Here is a 17937-nt window from a genome sequence, read left to right as displayed (position 1 = left end):
TCAGTCCCAGATCCCCGAGTCGATGTTGAGTGAGATGCGTTTGAGCAGTGCCGTCAGTTGGGCACGTTCGTCCTCGTCGAGTCCGGTGAGTACTTGACGGTCTCGCTCGACGCGTCGGGGAAACTCTGCCTCGACCAATGCGCGACCGGCATCGGTGAGTTGAAGCAGAACCACTCGTCCGTCGTGTTCGAAGCGCTGACGCTCGACAAAGCCCAGCTTGGCCAGGCGGTCTGCGTGTTTTGTGGTGGCGGCGCCGCTGACCATCGTGACGGCGGTGACTTCGCTCGCCCGCAGGGGACGGTCACTGCGAGCGAGTGCACTCATCACGTCGAATTCGGCGCGAGAGACCCCGCTGGACGCCAGTGCGCGGTCGAGCTGGTGAAGAGACTGCGCGTTGATGCGGGCGATCCGGCCCATCACTTCGACGGGGGCGGTGTCGAACTCCGGGTAGGCGCGCTTCCATTCGCGACGGACTTTGTCGATGAAGTCGTCTTCGGATCTGTTCGCCGCGCCCATGGCCCCATCTTAGCGACAGATTTCACATTACTTCACAAGTAATTTACTAGTGAAATAAATGTATGCTGGGTGGGTGACCCGAACCGAAACCGCAGCCAGGACGCCCAGCCGTCTCACTCATTCGAGTGAGGCCATTGCACATACCGTCTCCGGGGCGACGTGGCGAGCGGCTTTTCGTATCGGATCCGCGGACGCGACCATCGCCCCGGCGATCAGAGTCGGACTCGCCACCGCCGTAGTCCTCGTGGTCGGCGGACTGCTCGGGCAGCGGGAATTGGCCGGCTTCGCGGCCTTGGGTGCGCTGTGTGCCGCGTTCGGCAGGTACGAGCCGTACCCACGGTTGGCCGGCAAGCTGGCAATGGTGGGTGCTGCACTGGTGGCTTCGATTGCCTTCGGCGGCGCCATGGGTGTCGCGGGCGTTCCGATGTGGTTGCAGATCGGCATCCTCTCTTTGCTTGCGGGTGCGTCGTACTGCTTCATGTCGGGCTTCCGGATCACCGGACCAGGGCCCGTCATCCTCGTCTTCGCGGCGACCGGTGCAGCCGGATATGCCTCCAGCGTTGATGATTTGGCGCGGTTGGTCATTGCCGGTGCGCTCGGAGTTCTGGTCGGTTGGGCGGCCGCGATGCTCCCAGCGCTCGTACTGCCGATGGGACCTGCCCGCCTGGCAGTTGCCCGTGCAGTTTCTGCGGTAGGGCGTCTCGAACAGTCCGGCGCAGGCGGAGTGGAACCGGCGCTCGGATCGATTGCCAACGCCCGCTTGGTTATTGCGTCGAGTGGCCGGATCAAGTCGACCGTCGATCACGGACGCGAACTGGTGGCGGTGCTCGACGAAGCAGAAGCGGCAGTTCAGGAGTGGCAGTTGCACGGCGACGCCACCCTGATTCGCAGCATTGCTCGGCACGAGAAGGAGCTTCGGAAGCTCAAGCGTTCCAGCATGATCGAACACGATCTCGCACCGGCAAAGAACCTGGCCGCGCCCGAAGGCTATTTTCTCGAAGGATTGAATCGGCTGTATTCGCGCCCGGTGCGGATGAATGCTCTCCGCATCGTGGCAGCGTCGGCTCTGGCCGGTTGGCTCGCGGCGGGAGCCGGGTTGGAGCATCCGCTCTGGGCGTCGATGGGTGCCATCGCCGCGATGCAGGGGCTGAACTACAAGCAGACCGTCCAGCGTGGGATTCAGCGGTTGGTGGGAAATGTCGGTGGCGCCGTCGTCGCTGCTGCTCTCATCGCATTGACGCTCGGCTACTGGCAAGCGGTTGCCGTGGTCGTGATTCTGCAGACTGCTGCTGAGCTGCTCGTGATCAAGAACTATGCACTGACATCACTGGCCGTCACCCCGATGGCACTGCTCCTCATCGGTTTCAGTGCTCCGATCGGGACCGAAGCGGCAGTGGCTCGCGTCGCGGACACTCTCATCGGCGTGGTGATCGGTGTTGTCGTCGCCGCTGTGACGATCAGTCGATCGGATCGCCACCACGTCACCGTGTAACCGGTACTGCCGTGTTTCCGGTACTGCCGTGTTTCCGGTACTGCCGTGTTTCCGGTACTGCGTAGGCTCCTGCAGGTGGAGGACAGCACGCCGGTCGACGGCCGGAAACTGCGTTACCAGCATCGCCGTGCCGAATTGCTCGAGCAGGTAACCGCGTACGTCACGGCGAACGGCGTCGGTGAACTGTCCATGCGGCCATTGGCCAAGGATCTGGGGATCAGTCATGCGACACTCATCCATCATTTCGGTTCGAAGGAACAACTGCTCACTGAAGTAGTTGCCACCCTGCGAGACAGTTCTTCTCTCGACATCTCTTCCGGGACCGACATCGTCGAGATGTTGACGAGTTACTGGAATGGGCGCACATCAGCGGAATCGTTGCCGAACTTTCGCTTGATGTTCGAGATCTACGGACAGGCGTTGTTGCATCCGGAGCGGTATCGCGAGTTTCTCGACCATGTGGTGGGGGACTGGTTGGGTGGTTTGGCGGAAGCTGCGCTCGCGCACGGATGTCCACCCGATCGCGCTGATCGCTACGCGACGATCGTGTTGGCGCAGATTCGCGGGTTGACGCTCGATCTGGTGACCACCGGTGACCGCGTCAGAATCGACGCGGCGTTCGCCGAATTCGCGGCCGCGATGGGCGCTCTGGCCAGCTCCTGGAAGGCGATCTGACGCACCGAATGCCGTGACGCTTCAGGCGATCTGCTCGAACAGGGACACGATGATCCCTTCAGGCCCCCGGACGTAGGCCATGCGCACGCTGTTCTCGTACTCGCCGATCCCGCCGATGAGCCCGTAACCGTCCGCAGCCACCGCATCGACCGCCGCCTGGAGATCGCCCACCTCGAAAGACACGTTGCGTATCCCGATCTCGTTGGCCATCGGAGCAGGCGATCCGGGTACGTGCTCGGGCGTGACGAAGGACGAGAGCTCGAGCCGTGATCCTTCGCCCGGCGGGCGCAGCATGGCGATTTCGCACTTGGCTCCAGGGATACCGCAGACGGTTTCCACGAACTCACCCTCCACGGATCCGGTGCCCTCCACCTCGAGACCCAGACCGACGAAGAATGCCGTCGCTGATTCGAGGTCCGCGACGGTGATGCCGATGTGGTCGAAACGCTGTACGTGTGCCATGTGCCCATCCTCCTACTGTTTTTTCGTGCGGTTCGATGCTAGGTCGGAGTTAGGGCGTGAATCTCGACATATACGTTTCACGAAGCTGCAAGATTTTGCTTGACCGATCGGTTAAACAAAATCTACGATAACGTCCAACGAGGTCGCCCACCGCACGAACCGGAGTCGTCAGACGTGAAATTCCAGTCGAAGTCGTTTGCCCGCGTATCCATCGCAGCCCTCTGTGCTGCAACGATCGGCTCCGCCGTTGCTGCGCCCATCGCGTCCGCACAGGCACCGAGCGCGTCGCAAGCCACCGGCACTGTGGTGTCGAGTGAGCCGCTACCGAAAGATCTGTGGATTCCGGGTACCGCCGACGCCAAGCGATTCACGTACTGGACCATCGGTTCCAACGGCGGGCCTGCGCTGAGCAGTGGCGCGTACTACGTCCCGGCCGGCCCGGCACCGGAAGGTGGTTGGCCCGTCATCGCGTGGGCGCACGGCACCACGGGACTCGACGATTCCTGTGCCCCTTCGCTGGTCGGGCCTGGCCTGCCCGAGCGCGACTACCCCTACCTGGGGCGTTGGCTCTCCGAGGGCTACGCCGTAGTCGCCACCGACTACGTCGGTCTGGGAACACCGGGGCTGATGCCGTATCTCGACGGAAAGGTGGAGGCGCACAGCGTCGTCGACTCGGTCAAGGCTGCTCGGGTGATCGAACCCACCATCTCGAATCGGTGGGCAGTGGTCGGACAGTCGCAGGGCGGCGGAGCGGCCATCACGACGGCGCGCTACGCCACTGAATACGGTGGGGATTCTCTCGACTATCGCGGCGGGGTGGGTACCGGAGTGCCGGCCAACATCGAGTTGACCCTCCTGCCTGCCGGTCCGGGCTTCCCTCCCATCGCCCTCGGCGGCGGATTGACGTCGTACGCGCTCTACATCCTCGCGGGCTTGCGGGAAGCGCACCCCGAGATCGACTTGAATTCCTACCTGAACGACTTGGGAAGGGAAAAGGTCGACTCGGCCGAAAAGCTCTGCGCCGCAGACCTGGACGAGGCTTCCAAGGATCTGGTCCTCGGTGACATCTTTTCCCGCCCGCTCAGTCAGATCCCGAACTTCCAGGGTCTGCTGAACGATTACATGGGTGTACCGACCAGTGGATACGATCGCCCCATCTTCATCGGCCAGGGCCTGCTTGACGTGGATGTCCCTGCACCGTCTGCACTTTCGCTGGTTGCAGCGTTGGTCGCCAACGGTGAACCGGTCACGTTCAAGACCTACAACACCGATCACAGCGGCGCTTTGGTCGAATCACAGGCTGACACGATTCCGTTCGTCGCGAACCTGTTCCGCTAGGCATACCGAGAATCCAGATCATCCGCGGGGTCGCTGTCGCACAAGTGTGACAGCGACCCCGCGGTCATTTCTGTGACTCCTTGATTGCGTACAGCCGCGCCTCGAGGCCGTCGAGGACACGGTCGAGTGTGTAGCGATAGTGTTCTGCCCGTGTTGCTTCCGCAGCATCCGGTGGACCGGCGAACTTCCCGATCAGTGTCTCCATCGATGAACGAGGATCTGAGGGTCCGTCGTTACTCAGTCGTTCCAGCATCGCGCTGTGATCGGGTGAAGGCTGTCCGCTGGGAATGCGCCTGGCGTCGTTCATGGCGATCAGTGTGGTTGTCGAGGTGAAGGCGACGGTGTAAGCCTGAGCGGCTTCTTCCCCGAACCCGGCGTCGATCAGCGATGCCAATCCGGCCTCCATGAGTTCCCGGCTGTGCTGGGTGGCAACTCCGTTCATCAGCAGCCACTGCGCCGCACCTGGACACTCGATCAAGGCCTCTCGCATCTGCAAGAGCAGATGTGTCAGCCATCGACGCCAATCTTCCTGTGCGGATGGCACGTTCACGGCCGACACCGCACTGTCGACCACCGCAGCCGAGAGTGCGACCCGATCTCCGACGAGTCGATAGACGACGGAGAACGACGTATCGAGTTCGCCGAGCAGCTGCCGCAGCGACCAGCCCTCGACTCCGTGCTCGCGACTGAGCCCGAACGCCACGGTCACCACTGCGTCCGCAGTGATCCCGGTGTTGTAACTCCGGCGGCGCTCCGATGTCGCGGCGGACTTCTTGTCAGGTGATGGCGCAGTCATGGTCCGACCGAGCTTAGCGGCGTCGGATCGGTGTGCGTAGTCGACGCAAGCGATTGACGGATGAACTTAGGTGAGGTTTACTTGCCAAATCCGAGCAGTGCTCGGATTTATGCGAACCCCCCGATTTTTCGAAGCTGAAGGACACCATGAAGTTGAAAACGCGACCAGGTTACCTATCGAGGCTGGGTGCTTCGCTGCTGGTCAGTGTCGTTGCCCTGACTGCGGCCGCCTGTAGCTCGAGTGAGGCGGGACCGACGACGGAACCTGCCGAGGGAACGCGTGTTGTGTCCCACGAATTCGGTGAGACGTCGGTTCCGGGCGACCTCGGGCGAATTGTTTCCCTCGACGAATACGCCGCACTCGGTCTCCTTGCCGTCGGCATCACCCCTGATGTGGTCTTCACGTCGTGGGGATCGGAGATCGGCCAGGACATCTTGGCGTCAGCGGGTACCGAGGTGGTCACGGTGCCGCCGCTCGGTGCACCCCCGATCGAGCAGGTCCTCGCCCAGGATCCCGGACTGGTCATCTTCACGTCTATGGGCGATCGGAGCTACTACGACTCCCTCGCATCGACCGTCCCCACAGTGCCGGTCCCGGCCGTCACCACTCCGTGGCGTGAGAATCTTGCCTTCTTCGGACGCGCTTTTGATCGTCAGTCGGTTGCCGACAAGCTGACCGTCGCCTTGGAGGGCAAGATCGCTGACGTCTCTGCTCGGTCCGGTGGTGAAGCGAACACCGTGTCGGTGCTGATGAGCAGTTCTGGAATCCTTGCCACCACCACCGAGCAGGCGCCGCCGTCGTTGCTGTTGGCGGAGAGCGGCTTCGGGCGTCCGGAATCCCAGCGAGCGAATGCGGCTGGAGGACTGCCGTATGCGCCCCTGTCCGACGAGGCGATCCCGGCGCAGGATGCTCGGATCATAGCCGTGTTCGACGAGGGCGTGTACGAGTTCGGCAAGGTTGCCGGTGTTCCCGGATTCTCGAGTCTTTCAGCGGTGCAGGAGAACCGAGTGGCCAAGGTCAACGGAGACATGTGGCTTGCCACTCATCCCTTCGCCACCTTCTGGATGATCGAGGACATGGATGCCATGGCTGCCGGCAATCTGACCGGCACCGGAACCGAAGCTGTTGCCGCGACGCGCTATCAGGAATTCACGGCGCTGACGGCATGAGTTCGAGTGCGTTGAGTCGGCGCCTGGCTCTGCGATGGGGAGCGGTGACGCTCGGCTCTGCGGCTGTGGGTTCTGCGGCTTTGGGTTCTGTGGCATTGAGTGCGTGCAGCCGTGGTTCGGCGAACGAATCCAGTTCTGAGATTTCACCGTTCGACGACGAAGTTCGTGCTGCCGAACAGGCGAGATTTCATAGCGGGCGCACAGTCGAACGGAATCTGACAGCTGCACCGGCTCGGGTGAGTCTGGGCGCCAGAGAGGTCGACACATGGTCGTACGGTGCGGAAGCAGTTGGCCCGGAGCTTCGAATCTCCAAGGGAGACCGGCTCAACGTTCTTTTGCAGAACGACCTTCCGACGGAGACCTCGGTGCACTGGCACGGCATTGCGATCCGCAACGACATGGACGGCGTCCCGCCGGTCACCCAGGAACGAATCCAACCAGGTGCCGAGTTCACCTACGACTTCGTGGCCCCGGATCACGGAACATATTGGTACCACTCCCATTCAGGCTTGCAGGCCGATCGAGGGCTATTCGGTGCACTCGTGGTCGAGGACCCGAACGACCGGACCGGAGCCGACGAGGACGTCGTCATCGTGATCGACGACTGGCTCGACGGGCTGGGAACAACCCCGGATGCAGTGCTTCGCGCATTGTCACCGGACGTGCAGGGAGGACACCACGGGCACGGCGGAGCTCCACCGGAAGTCGATGATGCAGAGATTGATTCTGCCGCAGAACTTCTCGCCAGCGGTCACGGTAATTCCGAGGCGCTCGGTGGAATGGCAACGCACATCACGTATCCACTGCACCTGATCAACGGACGGCCTGTGGAAGATCCCTTCGTCGTCAGCGCGACGGCCGGAACTCGGCTTCGATTGCGGGTGATCAATGCCGGGGCGGAGACTCCGTACCGTTTCTCGGTCGCCGGGCACGAGATGACCGTTGTCAGTGCTGACGGGCAGGACGTTGCCTACATAGCCGGAGACGAGATTCTGATCGCACCCGCGCAGCGATACGACGTATTGGTGACGGTGCAGTCCGGCTCGTGGCCCATCGCCGCGAAGGTGGAAGGGAAGTCAGGTGGCGTCGCGTGCCTGCTTCGGACGCCGGATTCGGTAGCGGTCGTCGACCTGACTTCGCCTGCAGTGCTGTCAGGTTCCGGCGGTCGGCTCGTTCTGGAATCGGAGCTTCGCCCGTCAGGAGCGCTGGAGCAGAGGGCACCGGATCGTGCGTATTCGGTGGATCTCATTCAGGCCGGCGATCGATACGTCTGGGGAATGGCGGGCGCCGATGCAGGTCGGTTGAGAATGAAGCAGGGCGAGCGAATACGAATCGTCATGAACAACGACACCGACATGTGGCACCCGATGCACACCCATGGGCACACCTTCTCGGTTCCCTCCTACGGCGGGCTTCGCCGAGACACTGTGATCGTACTTCCGCGTACACAAATGGCGATCGACTTCGACGCCGACAATCCAGGACGGTGGATGTTTCACTGTCACAACGCGTACCACTTCGAGGCCGGGATGACTGCCGACCTCCACTACGTTCGATGAGGAGAGCAGAATGTCAGTTCGCACCGGATTGACCACATTGATCGCTGTTGCAGCGGTGTTCACACTGACGTCGTGCGGCAACGATTCGACGGGATCTACCGAGCAAGCGCCGGTCGAGATCTCGGTGAAAAACCTTGCGTACACACCGAACTCCGTCACCGTGCACACAGGACAGACCGTCACGTGGATTTTCGAGGACCAGGGAATGCCGCACGATGTCGTGTTCGCCGAGTTGGGGATCAAGAGCGATCTCCAAGGAAGCGGAACCTACAGTCAGACCTTCGACAAAGCCGGAACGTTCACCTACACGTGCACACCACATCCGAACATGACCGGCACGATCATCGTCGAAGAGTGAGTGCGGCAATGAAAGTGAACGAGTCCGCAGCCCCGGAAGACTCGCCTGGACTCGTCGACCGAGACGCTTTGGGCAGGATGATCGCGCCGGTGAGAAATCAACTCCTCCTAGGGGCGGGTCTGTCGGCACTGTCGGTGCCACTGCGATTCCTGCCCTACGTTGCGGTGGTCGAGATCGCGCGGGTGCTCCTGACCGGCTCGTCGTTGAACCTGGTCTGGATGTGGGCAGCAATCGGTGCAGCGGGCACAATTCTCGGTTTTGTCGTCTACAACGCAGCACTGACCGTGTGTCACACCGCCGACGCGCATTTCAAATACTCGATCCGCTCGCGTATCGCTCGGCATCTGTCCCGAGTTCCTCTGGGGTGGTTTGCAAATGGTGGCACCGGTGAAGTGAAGCAGGCGATGACGGACGACGTGAAGCGGATGCATCTTCTCGTCGCTCACCTTCCCGCCGACGTGGTGCCCGCGATCCTGTCGCCGATAGTGGCCCTGATCTATCTGGTGGCGATGGACTGGAAGTTCAGCCTGGTCCTGGTCGGCTACATCGGAGTGTGTCTCGCTCTCGCCGCGCCGTCGATGCGCAGAGCCTATCGAACGAACGTCGACTCCTGGAATCTTGCAATGTCGACATTGACCTCTGCGACAGTAGAACTGGGCGACGGTATCGAGGTTGTCAAGACGTACGGGAGTGGGAGTCGCGCATTCGCGCGCTACTCGAGCGCTGTCGATTCGATGGTTGCGGTGTGCGTGCGATGGATGTCGGGGATGGGAAGGCCGGTGGTCGCGATGTCGATCCTCCTCTCACCGGCGGTACTCATCGTGGTCATCACGGCGACGGGAACTGCAATGTTGTCCGGGGGTTGGATTACCCCGGTAGCTCTTGTTGCCTTTCTGGTCGTCGGAATCGGTGTTCCGTCGTCGGTTCTGCACATGGGAACGATGGCCAACCTCTACCGCGAAGGCCAACTGGGAGCGACTCACGTCGAGAGCATCCTCGGCGAACCAGAGTTGGCCGAACCTCAGGATGCAGTGCCTGCTCGCAGCACTTTGGTCGAATTCGACAGCGTCGGCTTCGAGTACACCACTGGGCAGCGCGTCCTCGAGAACATCTCCTTCGAGATGCAACCGGGCACCGTGACCGCGATCGTTGGCCCCTCCGGCTCCGGAAAGACCACTTTGGCACGTCTACTTCCGCGGTTCTGGGACGTCACGGACGGGTCTATTCGACTGGGCGGAAGCGATTTACGAGATCAGTCCAGTCGCGAAGTCTTGAGATCAATGGCCATCGTCTTCCAAGATGTTGTGCTCCTGCGGGACAGCGTGCGCGAGAATATTCGGCTCGGTCGACCGGATGCAACGGATCTGGAAGTGGAGACAGCGGCGAGGCGGGCGCAGATTCACGACGTGATCATGCGACTGCCGGACGGGTATGACACCGAGATCGGTGGTGGTTCGGGCGGTGAGCTGTCGGGTGGGGAGAAGCAACGCCTGACGATCGCCCGCGCCATCCTTCAGAACCCGCCGATCGTCATCCTGGACGAGGCGACTTCGCAGGCCGATCCCCACAGTGAATCGGCCGTTCAACGCGCACTGGGCGAGATCAGTGCGGACGGCGGCACCCTGATGGTGATCGCTCATCGACTGCACACCGTCCGATACGCAGATCAGATACTCGTTCTCGACGCCGGACGGATCGTGGAAAAGGGTACGCACGAACAGTTGTCGGCGCTCGGCGGAACCTACGCGCGGATGTGGGCGCTCCAGAACCCCCTCGTCGAAGACATCTCTCCGCGAAAGGCGCCGCAATGATTCGAGACCTGGACGAAATCCTCGGGCGCGACAATGGGATGCGAGGTCAGATAGCAGGTTTCACGCTCGCCGGGATACTCGAGGGTGTCGTCTTTGCACTGATGATTCCGATCCTGAAAGCGGTGGTTCGCGGCGATTACGACGCCGCAGTGCCGTGGGTTGTCACGGCTGCTCTCGTGGCGGTGGCCTGTGGCGCCGTACGGTGGATCGCCGAGAATCGGGCATACCGCATCGGAATCGAGGGTTTTGCCGGTGGAATCATGCATCGCCTCGGTGATCACTTGGTGCAGGTTCCGCTCGGGTGGTTCAGCAAGGCAAACCGTGGAGCGTTCACTCGCCTGGTCACCGAGGGCACGGCTATCTTGATGAGCATCCCGGGAATGATCATCGCGCAACTCGTCACCGTCACGGTGACTCCAGCGACAGTGGCGATCGCTGTGTTGTTTGTGGACTGGCGACTGTCCCTCGCGATGGTCGTCTTCGTTCCACTGGGGATTCGGGCTTACCGCAACGTGCAGCGTGCGGTTGTTCCCGAATACGAGGCGATCGGCAAGAGCGAATCCGAGTTGGCATCGCGCGTCGTCGAATATGCACAGGCGCAGCAAGTTCTACGTTCGGCCGGTAAGAGTGGCGAAGGCTGGACTCGGTTGGACGAAGCTCTTGTGTCCAACCGGGACGCACACCTGCAGGAAATCGGATCGGTCGACAAGTATCTGCTGCGCTTCATGATCGTCGTTCAGGTTGCCTTTCTCACCGTCCTGGTTCTGGCGGCACTGCTGGTCACCACCGGGTCCATCGACATAGCAAGCGTGATCGTTGTTCTCGTGTTGGCCGTGAGGTTCGTGGAGCCGATGCAGATGCTCGCAGGATTCGGTGAAGGTATCTCACTGGCCCGGGTGTCGCTCAGATCTGTCCGAGAGATGATCGATGTACCGGTGCTGGCGGAACCTGAGGTGCCGAAAGAGCCTACGTCGTATGATATTCGGTTCGAATCGGTCTCCTTCGGCTACGGCCCGGATCGCGTGATTCGTAACGTGAGTCTCGAATTCCCGGACTGCTCGGTCACTGCTCTGGTCGGTCCTTCCGGTTCCGGAAAGACAACTCTGGTTCGGCTGATCTCCAGATTCTGGGACGTAGACGAAGGTGCGGTAACCATCGGGGGAGCCGATGTTCGCGAGATCGGAACGAGAGCATTGATGTCTCGGATATCGACTGTCTCACAGCAGGTTTACCTGTTCGACGGAACCATCCTGGAGAACGTTCGGTTGGCGCGTCCGGATGCCACCGAGTCGGAGGTCCGTCAAGCAGTGGTGGACTCCAGGCTAGGCGAAGTGATCGACCGTTTGCCGAGCGGTGAGGAGACCAGGGTAGGTGAAGGCGGATCACTGCTGTCCGGCGGTGAACGTCAGCGGGTCTCGATTGCGCGGGCATTCCTCAAGGACACTCCGATAGTTCTTCTCGACGAAGCGACTTCCGCCCTCGACGGAGAGAACGAAGTCGCCATCACCGAGGCAATTCACCGATTGGCCCGTGGTCGAACGGTGGTGATCATCGCTCATCGCCTGTCGACTATTGAGGGAGCAGATCGCATCGTCTACCTCGAAGACGGTGGGGTGGAGGAGGTCGGCTCCCACGAAGACCTGATCGCGCGAGGTGGGAAGTACTCGGATTTGTGGGCCGAGCGCAGTGGCGCGGAGGGATGGAGGATCGACCGAGCGCCTAAGCGGTGAAGAAACCGTGTGGTTTGATCGACGAATGGACGAAGCCGCTGCAGATCCAGTGAAACCGCCGCGCAAGCGCCGGTGGCCTCGTTGGGTCGCAGGCATTGCGGTGCTCGGAGCGGTTGTCTACGCGGGCTCGATCGTGTGGATTTCCGTGGCGTCGGCCGGCCACACGTCGGACGCCGCCGATGCTCCCGATGCTCCGGTCGTGATCGTGCTGGGCGCGCAGATCAAGGACGGCAAGCCGATGGCTTTCCTGAAAGGGCGGCTGGACGCAGCAGTAGAACTGGTGGAAGCGGGAAAGGCTAAAGCGGTCCTGGTCTCCGGCGACGCGAACGGCGGCTCGGGTGACGAGATCGCCGCGATGACGAACTACCTGGTGGAGCAGGGAATCGATGCGCGTCGCATCGTGGGGGATCCGTACGGCCTCGACACCTACGACACCTGCTTCCGGGCCATACATACGTATTGGGTGACCAAGGCGTTGATCGTCACTCAGGGGTATCACGTGCCACGCGCCGTGGCATTGTGCCGAGACGTCGGCATCGACGCAGACGGGGTGAACAGCGATTGCGGGTGCGCAAGTCCGACGCTGATCAAGAACGCCGCGCGGGAGTGGGTCCTTGCCAAGCCCAAGGCGGCGCTCGACATGCTGTGGAGCCGGGACGCAAAGGTGACGTCGCCGTCGGAGGACTCGGTCCAGGTGGCGCTGTCGATTCCCTGACGCGGGGTGAGTGCGCACGGTTTCTGTCGAGTGAACACACGCTCCGGAGAGTCGGAGCGTGTGTTCACTCGAGGTGAAGGGTGCTCGGTCGAGAGTCAGATCAGTGCTGCGGCGGCGAATGCTCCCAGTGCGATCAATGCCGCGCCGGTGACGCTCTGCACGCGACGGTCCACGACGCACATGATCGAGAGGAATCCCGGCATCGAGCCACCGCGCTTGGTGTGCACGATTGCCGCGAGGCTGGGCATGCAGCGGCCAAGGGATACGACTGTGAACAGCGCCGCCCCGAGAGCCGGTGAACCCGAAGCCATGACGCCGAGTGCCAGGAGGTAGTACGCACTCGAGCGGATGAAGATCAGAAATCCCGGACCGATGATCGCGCCGAAGATCAGCGAGACCTTCCAGGGCGCCATCGTGCGGCGCAGATGGCGCGGAAGCTGTTGGCGCCGCATCGGAGTCGGCATGCTCACCGCACCCAACTCGTGCAGCCCGTATGCAACCGCGACGACGGCCCAGACGCCCAGCGCCCAGCCGACCGGCACGTACCCGGACATCGCCGCACCGAGAGCGCCGATCAATGCCCCGGTGACGGCTCCCGTCGTGACCGAACCCAGAGCGTGCCAGCCGAGTCGGCGGACGGGAGTCGAGGATCCCTTCCGATCGACTTGCTTCGGCGCCGCAACAACTCCGGCGACGGACATTCCGCAGGTCGACCAGTTCGCGGCCAGCGACGTAACCAGCCCGGCGCCGATAACAGCTGTGGTCAAAGCTGTTGTCGCAGATGGCGTGGCCACGAGTGCGAGGCCGGCACCCGCAGCGGCGCCCGCCGCGACGAGGCTGACACGGGTCGCGGTGCCGACCGATCCTTGAAGGGTCGGCCGGATGTCAGGGACGTCGGTCTGCAGTGGGCCGTGTGAGAGAACAGTAGTCATCAGATCCTCCGAAGTGTTTGTGGTTCAGGAAAAGTGTCGAGCCGAAGTCGCAGCGAAAAGTGATGAGCCAGAGTTCACAGCACTGTGATGACTCCGATCATGTACGGGTGGACGGAGCACGAATATTCGTAGACTCCGACGCTCTCGAACGTATGCCGGAACGTTCCGTCTCCGGTGATACCGCTGTCGAACAGGCCGGGTGATTCCACGTGATGCAGGAGTCCGCCGTCGTCGAAGCGCCACTCGACGGTGCCGCCGTGCTCCACGGTGACGTCCATCGGACTGAACTGAACATTGCTGATCTCGACCACCACGTCGGGGACGGGATCTTCTGTGCCGCAAGCTGGGACACACGTCGCCGCGACGGCGAGGCCGAAGCCGGCGATCCACCTCCTCACTATTGAACGATCACGGTGCCCACCATCATCGGGTGGGGCGTGCAGTGGTAGGTGAAGGTTCCGGCGTCGTCGAACGTGTACGAGAAGGTTCCCTCGGTGAGCAACTCGCTCTTCAGTTTCCCGTCGAGATCACCGTTGCCGACCACGTCGTGGGGGAGTCCGCTGTCGTCGAACTTCCATTCGACGGTCTGTCCCTTCTCGATGGTGACCGATGCCGGTGTGTACGCCATGTTCTTCACCTCGATCACGACTGCAGGTTCGTCCGACGACGCACCGGCATCACTACTGCAGGCGGTGAGGCTCAGGGCAGCGCACGCGGCCAGGAAAGCGGGAACGAGTTTCTTCATGAGGTGTTCTCTCCATTCTTCGACTTGTCAGCGGACGTAACGCAGATTTGCCGTCATGCCGGCCTCGAAGTGGTAGGCGTTGTGGCAGTGGAACATCCACTCGCCGGGATTGTCGGCGTCGAACTCGATGGCAAGCTCGGTGCCGGGTAGGACGTTGACGGTGTCGCGGCGAAGTCCGCCGTAATCCGGTACCGCAAACGTGTGGCCGTGGGTGTGCATGGGGTGCCACATCGTGGACGCGTTCTTCATCGTGATCCGGACCCGTTCGCCCTGTTTCATGACGAGCTTGCCCGCATCGGCTCCCGCCATTCCCCAGACGTACCGATCGCCGGCCTGGATCAACTCGATGCGGTAGTCGCGATCAGGCGATTTCGTCTCGAGCCGTGCGGATTCCGTGGGCCGGAGTTCGCTTTCGGTGACCAGTCGGCCGGCCAGTTCCGAGAGGTTTCCGCCCACATCCGGGTTCGCCAGCGCCAACGCGTCGGTGCTGCGTAGGACGGTCGACGCATAACCATCTCGGCCCTCGACCTTCGCCACCACCGGCCATGTTCCCGACTTCACCGTCACCAGCACGTCGTAGCGCTGCGCCATTCCGACGATGATGGTGTCGGCGGGAGTTGGTTCCACGTCGTAGCCATCGGTAGCGACAATTGTCATCTCGTGACCGGCCACAGCAAACCGGTACGGAGTTTCGGCGGCTGCGTTGATGATTCGCAGTCGCAGGGTCGAACCGGGCGCTGCAGTCACGACAGCAGGATCATTGGGTGGCCGCCCGTTGATCAAGTGCAGTGGATACGCGATGTGTTGAGTCATCCCGCCGAGTGGTTCGGAAGAACCGTGTCCGCCGCTCACCAACTGTTGCGCGACGGACATGTCGGCTTCCGAGTGTTCCGCCGGAGTTGTTGCCCCACCGCCGTGTCCGCCGTGTCCGCCGTGCCCGCCCGAAATTGCCGGGTTCAGGGCCATCAGGACGGAATCCGGGGTGGTACCCAATCCGTCGAGCCAGTCGTCGAGCACCAGAACGGCATCGACGTCGGCCCCGGTGATGTCGTTCGGGTTCTCGACGATCAAGGCGCCGAACAGCCCCCGATCGGCTTGTAATCCGCTGTGCGAGTGGTACCAGTACGTTCCCGGATCCGGTGCGATGAAGTTGTACTCGAAACTCGAACCGGCGCCGATGGGAGCCTGCGTGGTGGGTGCCGCGCCATCCATGTCGTTGCGGATTCGAATTCCGTGCCAATGCAGTGTTGTTTCGGCGTCGAGGCCGTTCTGGACGCTGACGTTCACCCGGTCACCGGACTTCAGGCGAAGTTCCGGAGCCACCGCAGCGCCTCCGTACGTCCACGTGTCCACGAGGCGTCCGCCAAGATCTACCGTCGAGAATCCGGCGGCAAGGGCAAACGCAGCGGTGGTCCCGTTCCAGGCTCGCGCCGATTCTGCGGCGGCAACTTCGGGGTCGGTGGGCAGGATGTAGTCGAGATCGGTTGTGGGCGTCGGAGATGCTGCAGTGGAACTGCATCCGGCAATCGTCCCCATTGCGCCGAGCCCGAGTGCTCCGGCGCCGAGTGCTCCCAAACTCAGGAAGCGGCGCCGGCCCATCACCACACCGGATCCGGGACGACTCATCGGAGTACTTCTGGTGTGATCAACCCGCTGACATCCCCGACGTTGCCCGAGACATCGACGGAACTGACCTGCTCGCCGGTGCTCGCGTTGTAACCCACGATCTTCTGCGGAGCGGAGCCTTCGACCTCAGGTCCGGTACCGAGCACGTAGAACGTGGCGCCGTCGACGGAAAAGGTCATGCTCTTGATGTCTGTCAGGCCGAGGTCTGCAAGCGTCAAGCTCTTCACCGGGGCGAAGGTCGTTGCGTCGGACAAGTCGATCTTGACCAGTGAGCCTCCCCGAGCAGAGTCCGGATGAATAGCCTTGTCCGTGTACGCGATTGCGAGCCGGGTTGCGTCGGCGTTGATGACGTTCTCCGAGAATCGACCGGAGTCCTGCCCGGCGTTTCCGATCGGCTTGACACCTTCCTGAGGTAGTCCGTTGGAGAAGTCGAAGACGTACACATCGCCGTTCTCACTGACCAGCAAGGCTTTATTCGCTTTCGATGCCCACGTGACCTTGCGGGTGGAGACAAAATCCTCGGGTAGGACCTTGCTTCGGGCGGTTTCCTTCGGAACACCGTCGTCACCGATCGTGACGTGCAGCAGTTCCCGGGTGTCCTCGCAGACGCTGTACAGCTCGTGATCGACCATCCACGTGAACGGACCGCAGCCGACTATCTGGAGTGCACCGGTCGCTTCCTTCTTCTCGAGGTCGACCACTCTGATGCCGTACAAACCGTCGTCCCACGTGACGAAGAACTTGCCGTCGGAGGTCACGGCGTTCGAGCCGGGACGGGAATGTACGCGTGCGACGTCCGGAAGCATGACCTCGGCTGGTTCCAGCAGGTTTCCGGAGTAGGTGCTGACCGTGAAATCTGCTGCGCCGCGGGAACCTCGGGGCCGCCACACCTCGGCAGCGAGCACCGCAGGATCCTCGGCGGAATCCCCGACGAATCCGTGAATGACCGGATCCCAGATACCCGGGCCGACGGTGATTCGGCTCTCGGCCACACCGGTTTTCGGATCGATGACGTTGACGCTGAGTTCGAGTTGGCCGAATCCACCTTCGACGCCCAGCAAGCGGTCAGCTGCGATCGGGGTGATCGAACCGACGTGCAACGGCTCGGGAATGGTGTCGCCGATTTCCTGGTCGTCGTGACCGAGGGAGATTCCCTCGCCCGGTGCAGTGAACGGAACTGTCGGATAGGTGACATCACTTGCGCTGGAGGGTTCGTCGTTGTCGGACGAACTGCAACCGGCCAGCGCGAGTACGACGGTGAGTGGGATGACGGCAACGGCGGGTCGCGCCAGTTTTCGGGTTCGCGGACTGCTCATGATCCGGCACCGACCTTGGGGCGCTCGGCCGGTCGAGTCTGGCAGTCCTCACCGATGATGGGCGCCATCGTGCAGGTGTATGCCTGAGACTCGTCGGAGACACACCAGATGATTTCCTGGTCGTAGCTTCCGGAGACCGGGTTGTACATCACGGCTTGCATGTCCGGTTCGCCGCAGAATGCGTTGGAACACGAAGGCGCACCGCAGCAGTCGTAGTAGGCGATCAGATAGGTCTTGCCGGTATCAGGGTTGGTGCAGCATCCGACCCAGAACTCTGCGCCGGGCTTGCTGCCGGGGGCGCAGGTGGTGACACCGCCGCCGTTGCATGCGGCACAGGACGTTCCGTCCATGTTGCACCAGCGCCAGTACTCGCACTCGGCCGGATCTTTACCGTCGTAGACAGGGACAAGAGGTTCGGGGCCAGGTGCCGGCGCAGGAACCTCGGGCTCTTGGGCGAAGGCACTACGTGTCACGGGAAGTGTGCTGATCAGTGCCACTCCTGACACACCCATGGTCCACTTGCCGATCCGACTGATCATCGAGCGCCGCGAAACTCGTTCGGAGAGTTTACGTCCGGTTCGGCTGGTGAGCGAACCGCCCTGGCCCGCCATCCATTCGGCCTGGGCCTGAACTGTCGCCTCGTCGACGGGATATCGATTCTCCGTCATGTTGTGCTGCGGGAATTCATTGTCGTCCA

General features: G+C 62.1%; 18 protein-coding genes. 9 read left to right on the top strand and 9 right to left on the bottom strand.

Going from position 1 to position 17937, the window contains the following annotated elements; all coding sequences use genetic code 11:
- Entirely contained in the window at nucleotides 1-516 is a 516-nt protein-coding gene (locus RWT78_RS00420; RefSeq protein WP_003940222.1) for a MarR family winged helix-turn-helix transcriptional regulator, read from the bottom strand.
- Between the two features lie 58 nt (nucleotides 517-574).
- On the opposite strand from RWT78_RS00420, the gene RWT78_RS00415 reads away from it, so the two are divergent.
- Together RWT78_RS00415 and RWT78_RS00410 are read left to right on the top strand one after the other, a co-directional pair.
- Nucleotides 575-2008 (top strand): FUSC family protein, encoded by a 1434-nt coding sequence (locus RWT78_RS00415; RefSeq protein WP_314673108.1) that lies wholly within the window; start codon nucleotides 575-577, stop codon nucleotides 2006-2008.
- A 75-nt stretch (nucleotides 2009-2083) separates the two neighbouring features.
- Nucleotides 2084-2683 carry a TetR/AcrR family transcriptional regulator gene (locus RWT78_RS00410; protein ID WP_030536496.1) on the top strand — a complete coding sequence of 200 codons (600 nt, stop codon included), beginning with the start codon at nucleotides 2084-2086 and terminating at the stop codon, nucleotides 2681-2683.
- Between the two features lie 21 nt (nucleotides 2684-2704).
- Here RWT78_RS00410 and RWT78_RS00405 read toward each other — a convergent pair whose 3' ends face one another.
- Entirely contained in the window at nucleotides 2705-3145 is a 441-nt protein-coding gene (locus RWT78_RS00405) for a VOC family protein (RefSeq protein WP_003940268.1), read from the bottom strand.
- Between the two features lie 174 nt (nucleotides 3146-3319).
- Here RWT78_RS00405 and RWT78_RS00400 point away from each other — a divergent pair, with 174 nt between their 5' ends.
- On the top strand, nucleotides 3320-4483 hold the full coding sequence (locus RWT78_RS00400; RefSeq protein ID WP_314673099.1) for a lipase family protein: 1164 nt from the start codon (nucleotides 3320-3322) through the stop codon (nucleotides 4481-4483).
- A gap of 64 nt (nucleotides 4484-4547) precedes the next feature.
- On the opposite strand, the gene RWT78_RS00395 is transcribed toward RWT78_RS00400, so the two are convergent.
- On the bottom strand, nucleotides 4548-5279 hold the full coding sequence (locus RWT78_RS00395) for a TetR family transcriptional regulator (protein ID WP_314673096.1): 732 nt from the start codon (nucleotides 5277-5279) through the stop codon (nucleotides 4548-4550).
- Nucleotides 5280-5563: 284 nt separating this feature from the next.
- Here RWT78_RS00395 and RWT78_RS00390 point away from each other — a divergent pair, with 284 nt between their 5' ends.
- The 6 genes from RWT78_RS00390 to RWT78_RS00365 are packed head-to-tail and all read left to right on the top strand — an operon-like array spanning nucleotide 5564 to nucleotide 12621.
- The gene (locus RWT78_RS00390) at nucleotides 5564-6448 is read left to right on the top strand and encodes an ABC transporter substrate-binding protein (RefSeq protein WP_314673093.1); all 885 of its coding nucleotides are present in this window, start codon (nucleotides 5564-5566) and stop codon (nucleotides 6446-6448) included.
- Nucleotides 6445-8007 (top strand): multicopper oxidase family protein, encoded by a 1563-nt coding sequence (locus RWT78_RS00385; protein WP_314673091.1) that lies wholly within the window; start codon nucleotides 6445-6447, stop codon nucleotides 8005-8007. The genes RWT78_RS00390 and RWT78_RS00385 overlap by 4 nt, the downstream gene beginning before the upstream one ends.
- A 10-nt stretch (nucleotides 8008-8017) precedes the next feature.
- Nucleotides 8018-8365, top strand: a complete 348-nt coding sequence (locus RWT78_RS00380) for a plastocyanin/azurin family copper-binding protein (protein ID WP_003940254.1) — start codon at nucleotides 8018-8020, stop codon at nucleotides 8363-8365.
- Nucleotides 8362-10176, top strand: coding sequence for an ABC transporter ATP-binding protein (locus RWT78_RS00375; RefSeq protein ID WP_232508899.1), 1815 nt, complete (start codon nucleotides 8362-8364; stop codon nucleotides 10174-10176). The genes RWT78_RS00380 and RWT78_RS00375 overlap by 4 nt, the downstream gene beginning before the upstream one ends.
- Nucleotides 10173-11906, top strand: coding sequence for an ABC transporter ATP-binding protein (locus RWT78_RS00370; protein WP_314673081.1), 1734 nt, complete (start codon nucleotides 10173-10175; stop codon nucleotides 11904-11906). The genes RWT78_RS00375 and RWT78_RS00370 overlap by 4 nt, the downstream gene beginning before the upstream one ends.
- 25 nt (nucleotides 11907-11931) lie before the next feature.
- Nucleotides 11932-12621, top strand: a complete 690-nt coding sequence (locus RWT78_RS00365) for a YdcF family protein (RefSeq protein WP_314673078.1) — start codon at nucleotides 11932-11934, stop codon at nucleotides 12619-12621.
- 95 nt (nucleotides 12622-12716) lie between these two features.
- On the opposite strand, the gene RWT78_RS00360 is transcribed toward RWT78_RS00365, so the two are convergent.
- From RWT78_RS00360 to RWT78_RS00335, 6 genes are all read right to left on the bottom strand, one after another.
- On the bottom strand, nucleotides 12717-13553 hold the full coding sequence (locus RWT78_RS00360; RefSeq protein WP_042447112.1) for a hypothetical protein: 837 nt from the start codon (nucleotides 13551-13553) through the stop codon (nucleotides 12717-12719).
- Between the two features lie 74 nt (nucleotides 13554-13627).
- Complete coding sequence (locus tag RWT78_RS00355; RefSeq protein WP_080712742.1) at nucleotides 13628-13951, bottom strand: cupredoxin domain-containing protein; 324 nt, start codon at nucleotides 13949-13951, stop codon at nucleotides 13628-13630.
- Nucleotides 13951-14298: a plastocyanin/azurin family copper-binding protein gene (locus tag RWT78_RS00350; protein WP_003940240.1), complete on the bottom strand. Its 348-nt coding sequence runs from the start codon at nucleotides 14296-14298 to the stop codon at nucleotides 13951-13953. Before RWT78_RS00350 ends, RWT78_RS00355 begins: the two co-directional genes overlap by 1 nt.
- 27 nt (nucleotides 14299-14325) lie before the next feature.
- Nucleotides 14326-15924, bottom strand: a complete 1599-nt coding sequence (locus RWT78_RS00345) for a multicopper oxidase family protein (RefSeq protein WP_314673062.1) — start codon at nucleotides 15922-15924, stop codon at nucleotides 14326-14328.
- Nucleotides 15921-17240: a hypothetical protein gene (locus tag RWT78_RS00340; RefSeq protein ID WP_314673060.1), complete on the bottom strand. Its 1320-nt coding sequence runs from the start codon at nucleotides 17238-17240 to the stop codon at nucleotides 15921-15923. Before RWT78_RS00340 ends, RWT78_RS00345 begins: the two co-directional genes overlap by 4 nt.
- The gene (locus RWT78_RS00335; RefSeq protein WP_029256402.1) at nucleotides 17237-17908 is read right to left on the bottom strand and encodes a methylamine dehydrogenase light chain; all 672 of its coding nucleotides are present in this window, start codon (nucleotides 17906-17908) and stop codon (nucleotides 17237-17239) included. The genes RWT78_RS00340 and RWT78_RS00335 overlap by 4 nt, the downstream gene beginning before the upstream one ends.
- Nucleotides 17909-17937: the final 29 nt, after the last annotated feature.

The sequence above is a fragment of the uncultured Rhodococcus sp. genome, assembly GCF_963525155.1.
GTDB classification, from domain to species: Bacteria; Actinomycetota; Actinomycetes; order Mycobacteriales; family Mycobacteriaceae; genus Rhodococcus_F; species Rhodococcus_F qingshengii.
The sequence above is the reverse complement of the archived record's forward strand: the minus strand, read 5'-3'. Positions and strand labels throughout refer to the sequence as shown.

Coding starts and splice junctions, on each gene's coding strand:
- RWT78_RS00365 (WP_314673078.1), top strand. CDS start 11,932: ATGGACGAAGCCGCTGCAGATCCAGTGAAACCGCCGCGCAAGCGCCGG.
- RWT78_RS00405 (WP_003940268.1), bottom strand. CDS start 3,145: ATGGCACACGTACAGCGTTTCGACCACATCGGCATCACCGTCGCGGAC.
- RWT78_RS00370 (WP_314673081.1), top strand. CDS start 10,173: ATGATTCGAGACCTGGACGAAATCCTCGGGCGCGACAATGGGATGCGA.
- RWT78_RS00395 (WP_314673096.1), bottom strand. CDS start 5,279: ATGACTGCGCCATCACCTGACAAGAAGTCCGCCGCGACATCGGAGCGC.
- RWT78_RS00380 (WP_003940254.1), top strand. CDS start 8,018: ATGTCAGTTCGCACCGGATTGACCACATTGATCGCTGTTGCAGCGGTG.
- RWT78_RS00420 (WP_003940222.1), bottom strand. CDS start 516: ATGGGCGCGGCGAACAGATCCGAAGACGACTTCATCGACAAAGTCCGT.
- RWT78_RS00350 (WP_003940240.1), bottom strand. CDS start 14,298: ATGAAGAAACTCGTTCCCGCTTTCCTGGCCGCGTGCGCTGCCCTGAGC.
- RWT78_RS00335 (WP_029256402.1), bottom strand. CDS start 17,908: ATGACGGAGAATCGATATCCCGTCGACGAGGCGACAGTTCAGGCCCAG.
- RWT78_RS00340 (WP_314673060.1), bottom strand. CDS start 17,240: ATGAGCAGTCCGCGAACCCGAAAACTGGCGCGACCCGCCGTTGCCGTC.
- RWT78_RS00360 (WP_042447112.1), bottom strand. CDS start 13,553: ATGACTACTGTTCTCTCACACGGCCCACTGCAGACCGACGTCCCTGAC.
- RWT78_RS00345 (WP_314673062.1), bottom strand. CDS start 15,924: ATGAGTCGTCCCGGATCCGGTGTGGTGATGGGCCGGCGCCGCTTCCTG.
- RWT78_RS00415 (WP_314673108.1), top strand. CDS start 575: ATGTATGCTGGGTGGGTGACCCGAACCGAAACCGCAGCCAGGACGCCC.
- RWT78_RS00385 (WP_314673091.1), top strand. CDS start 6,445: ATGAGTTCGAGTGCGTTGAGTCGGCGCCTGGCTCTGCGATGGGGAGCG.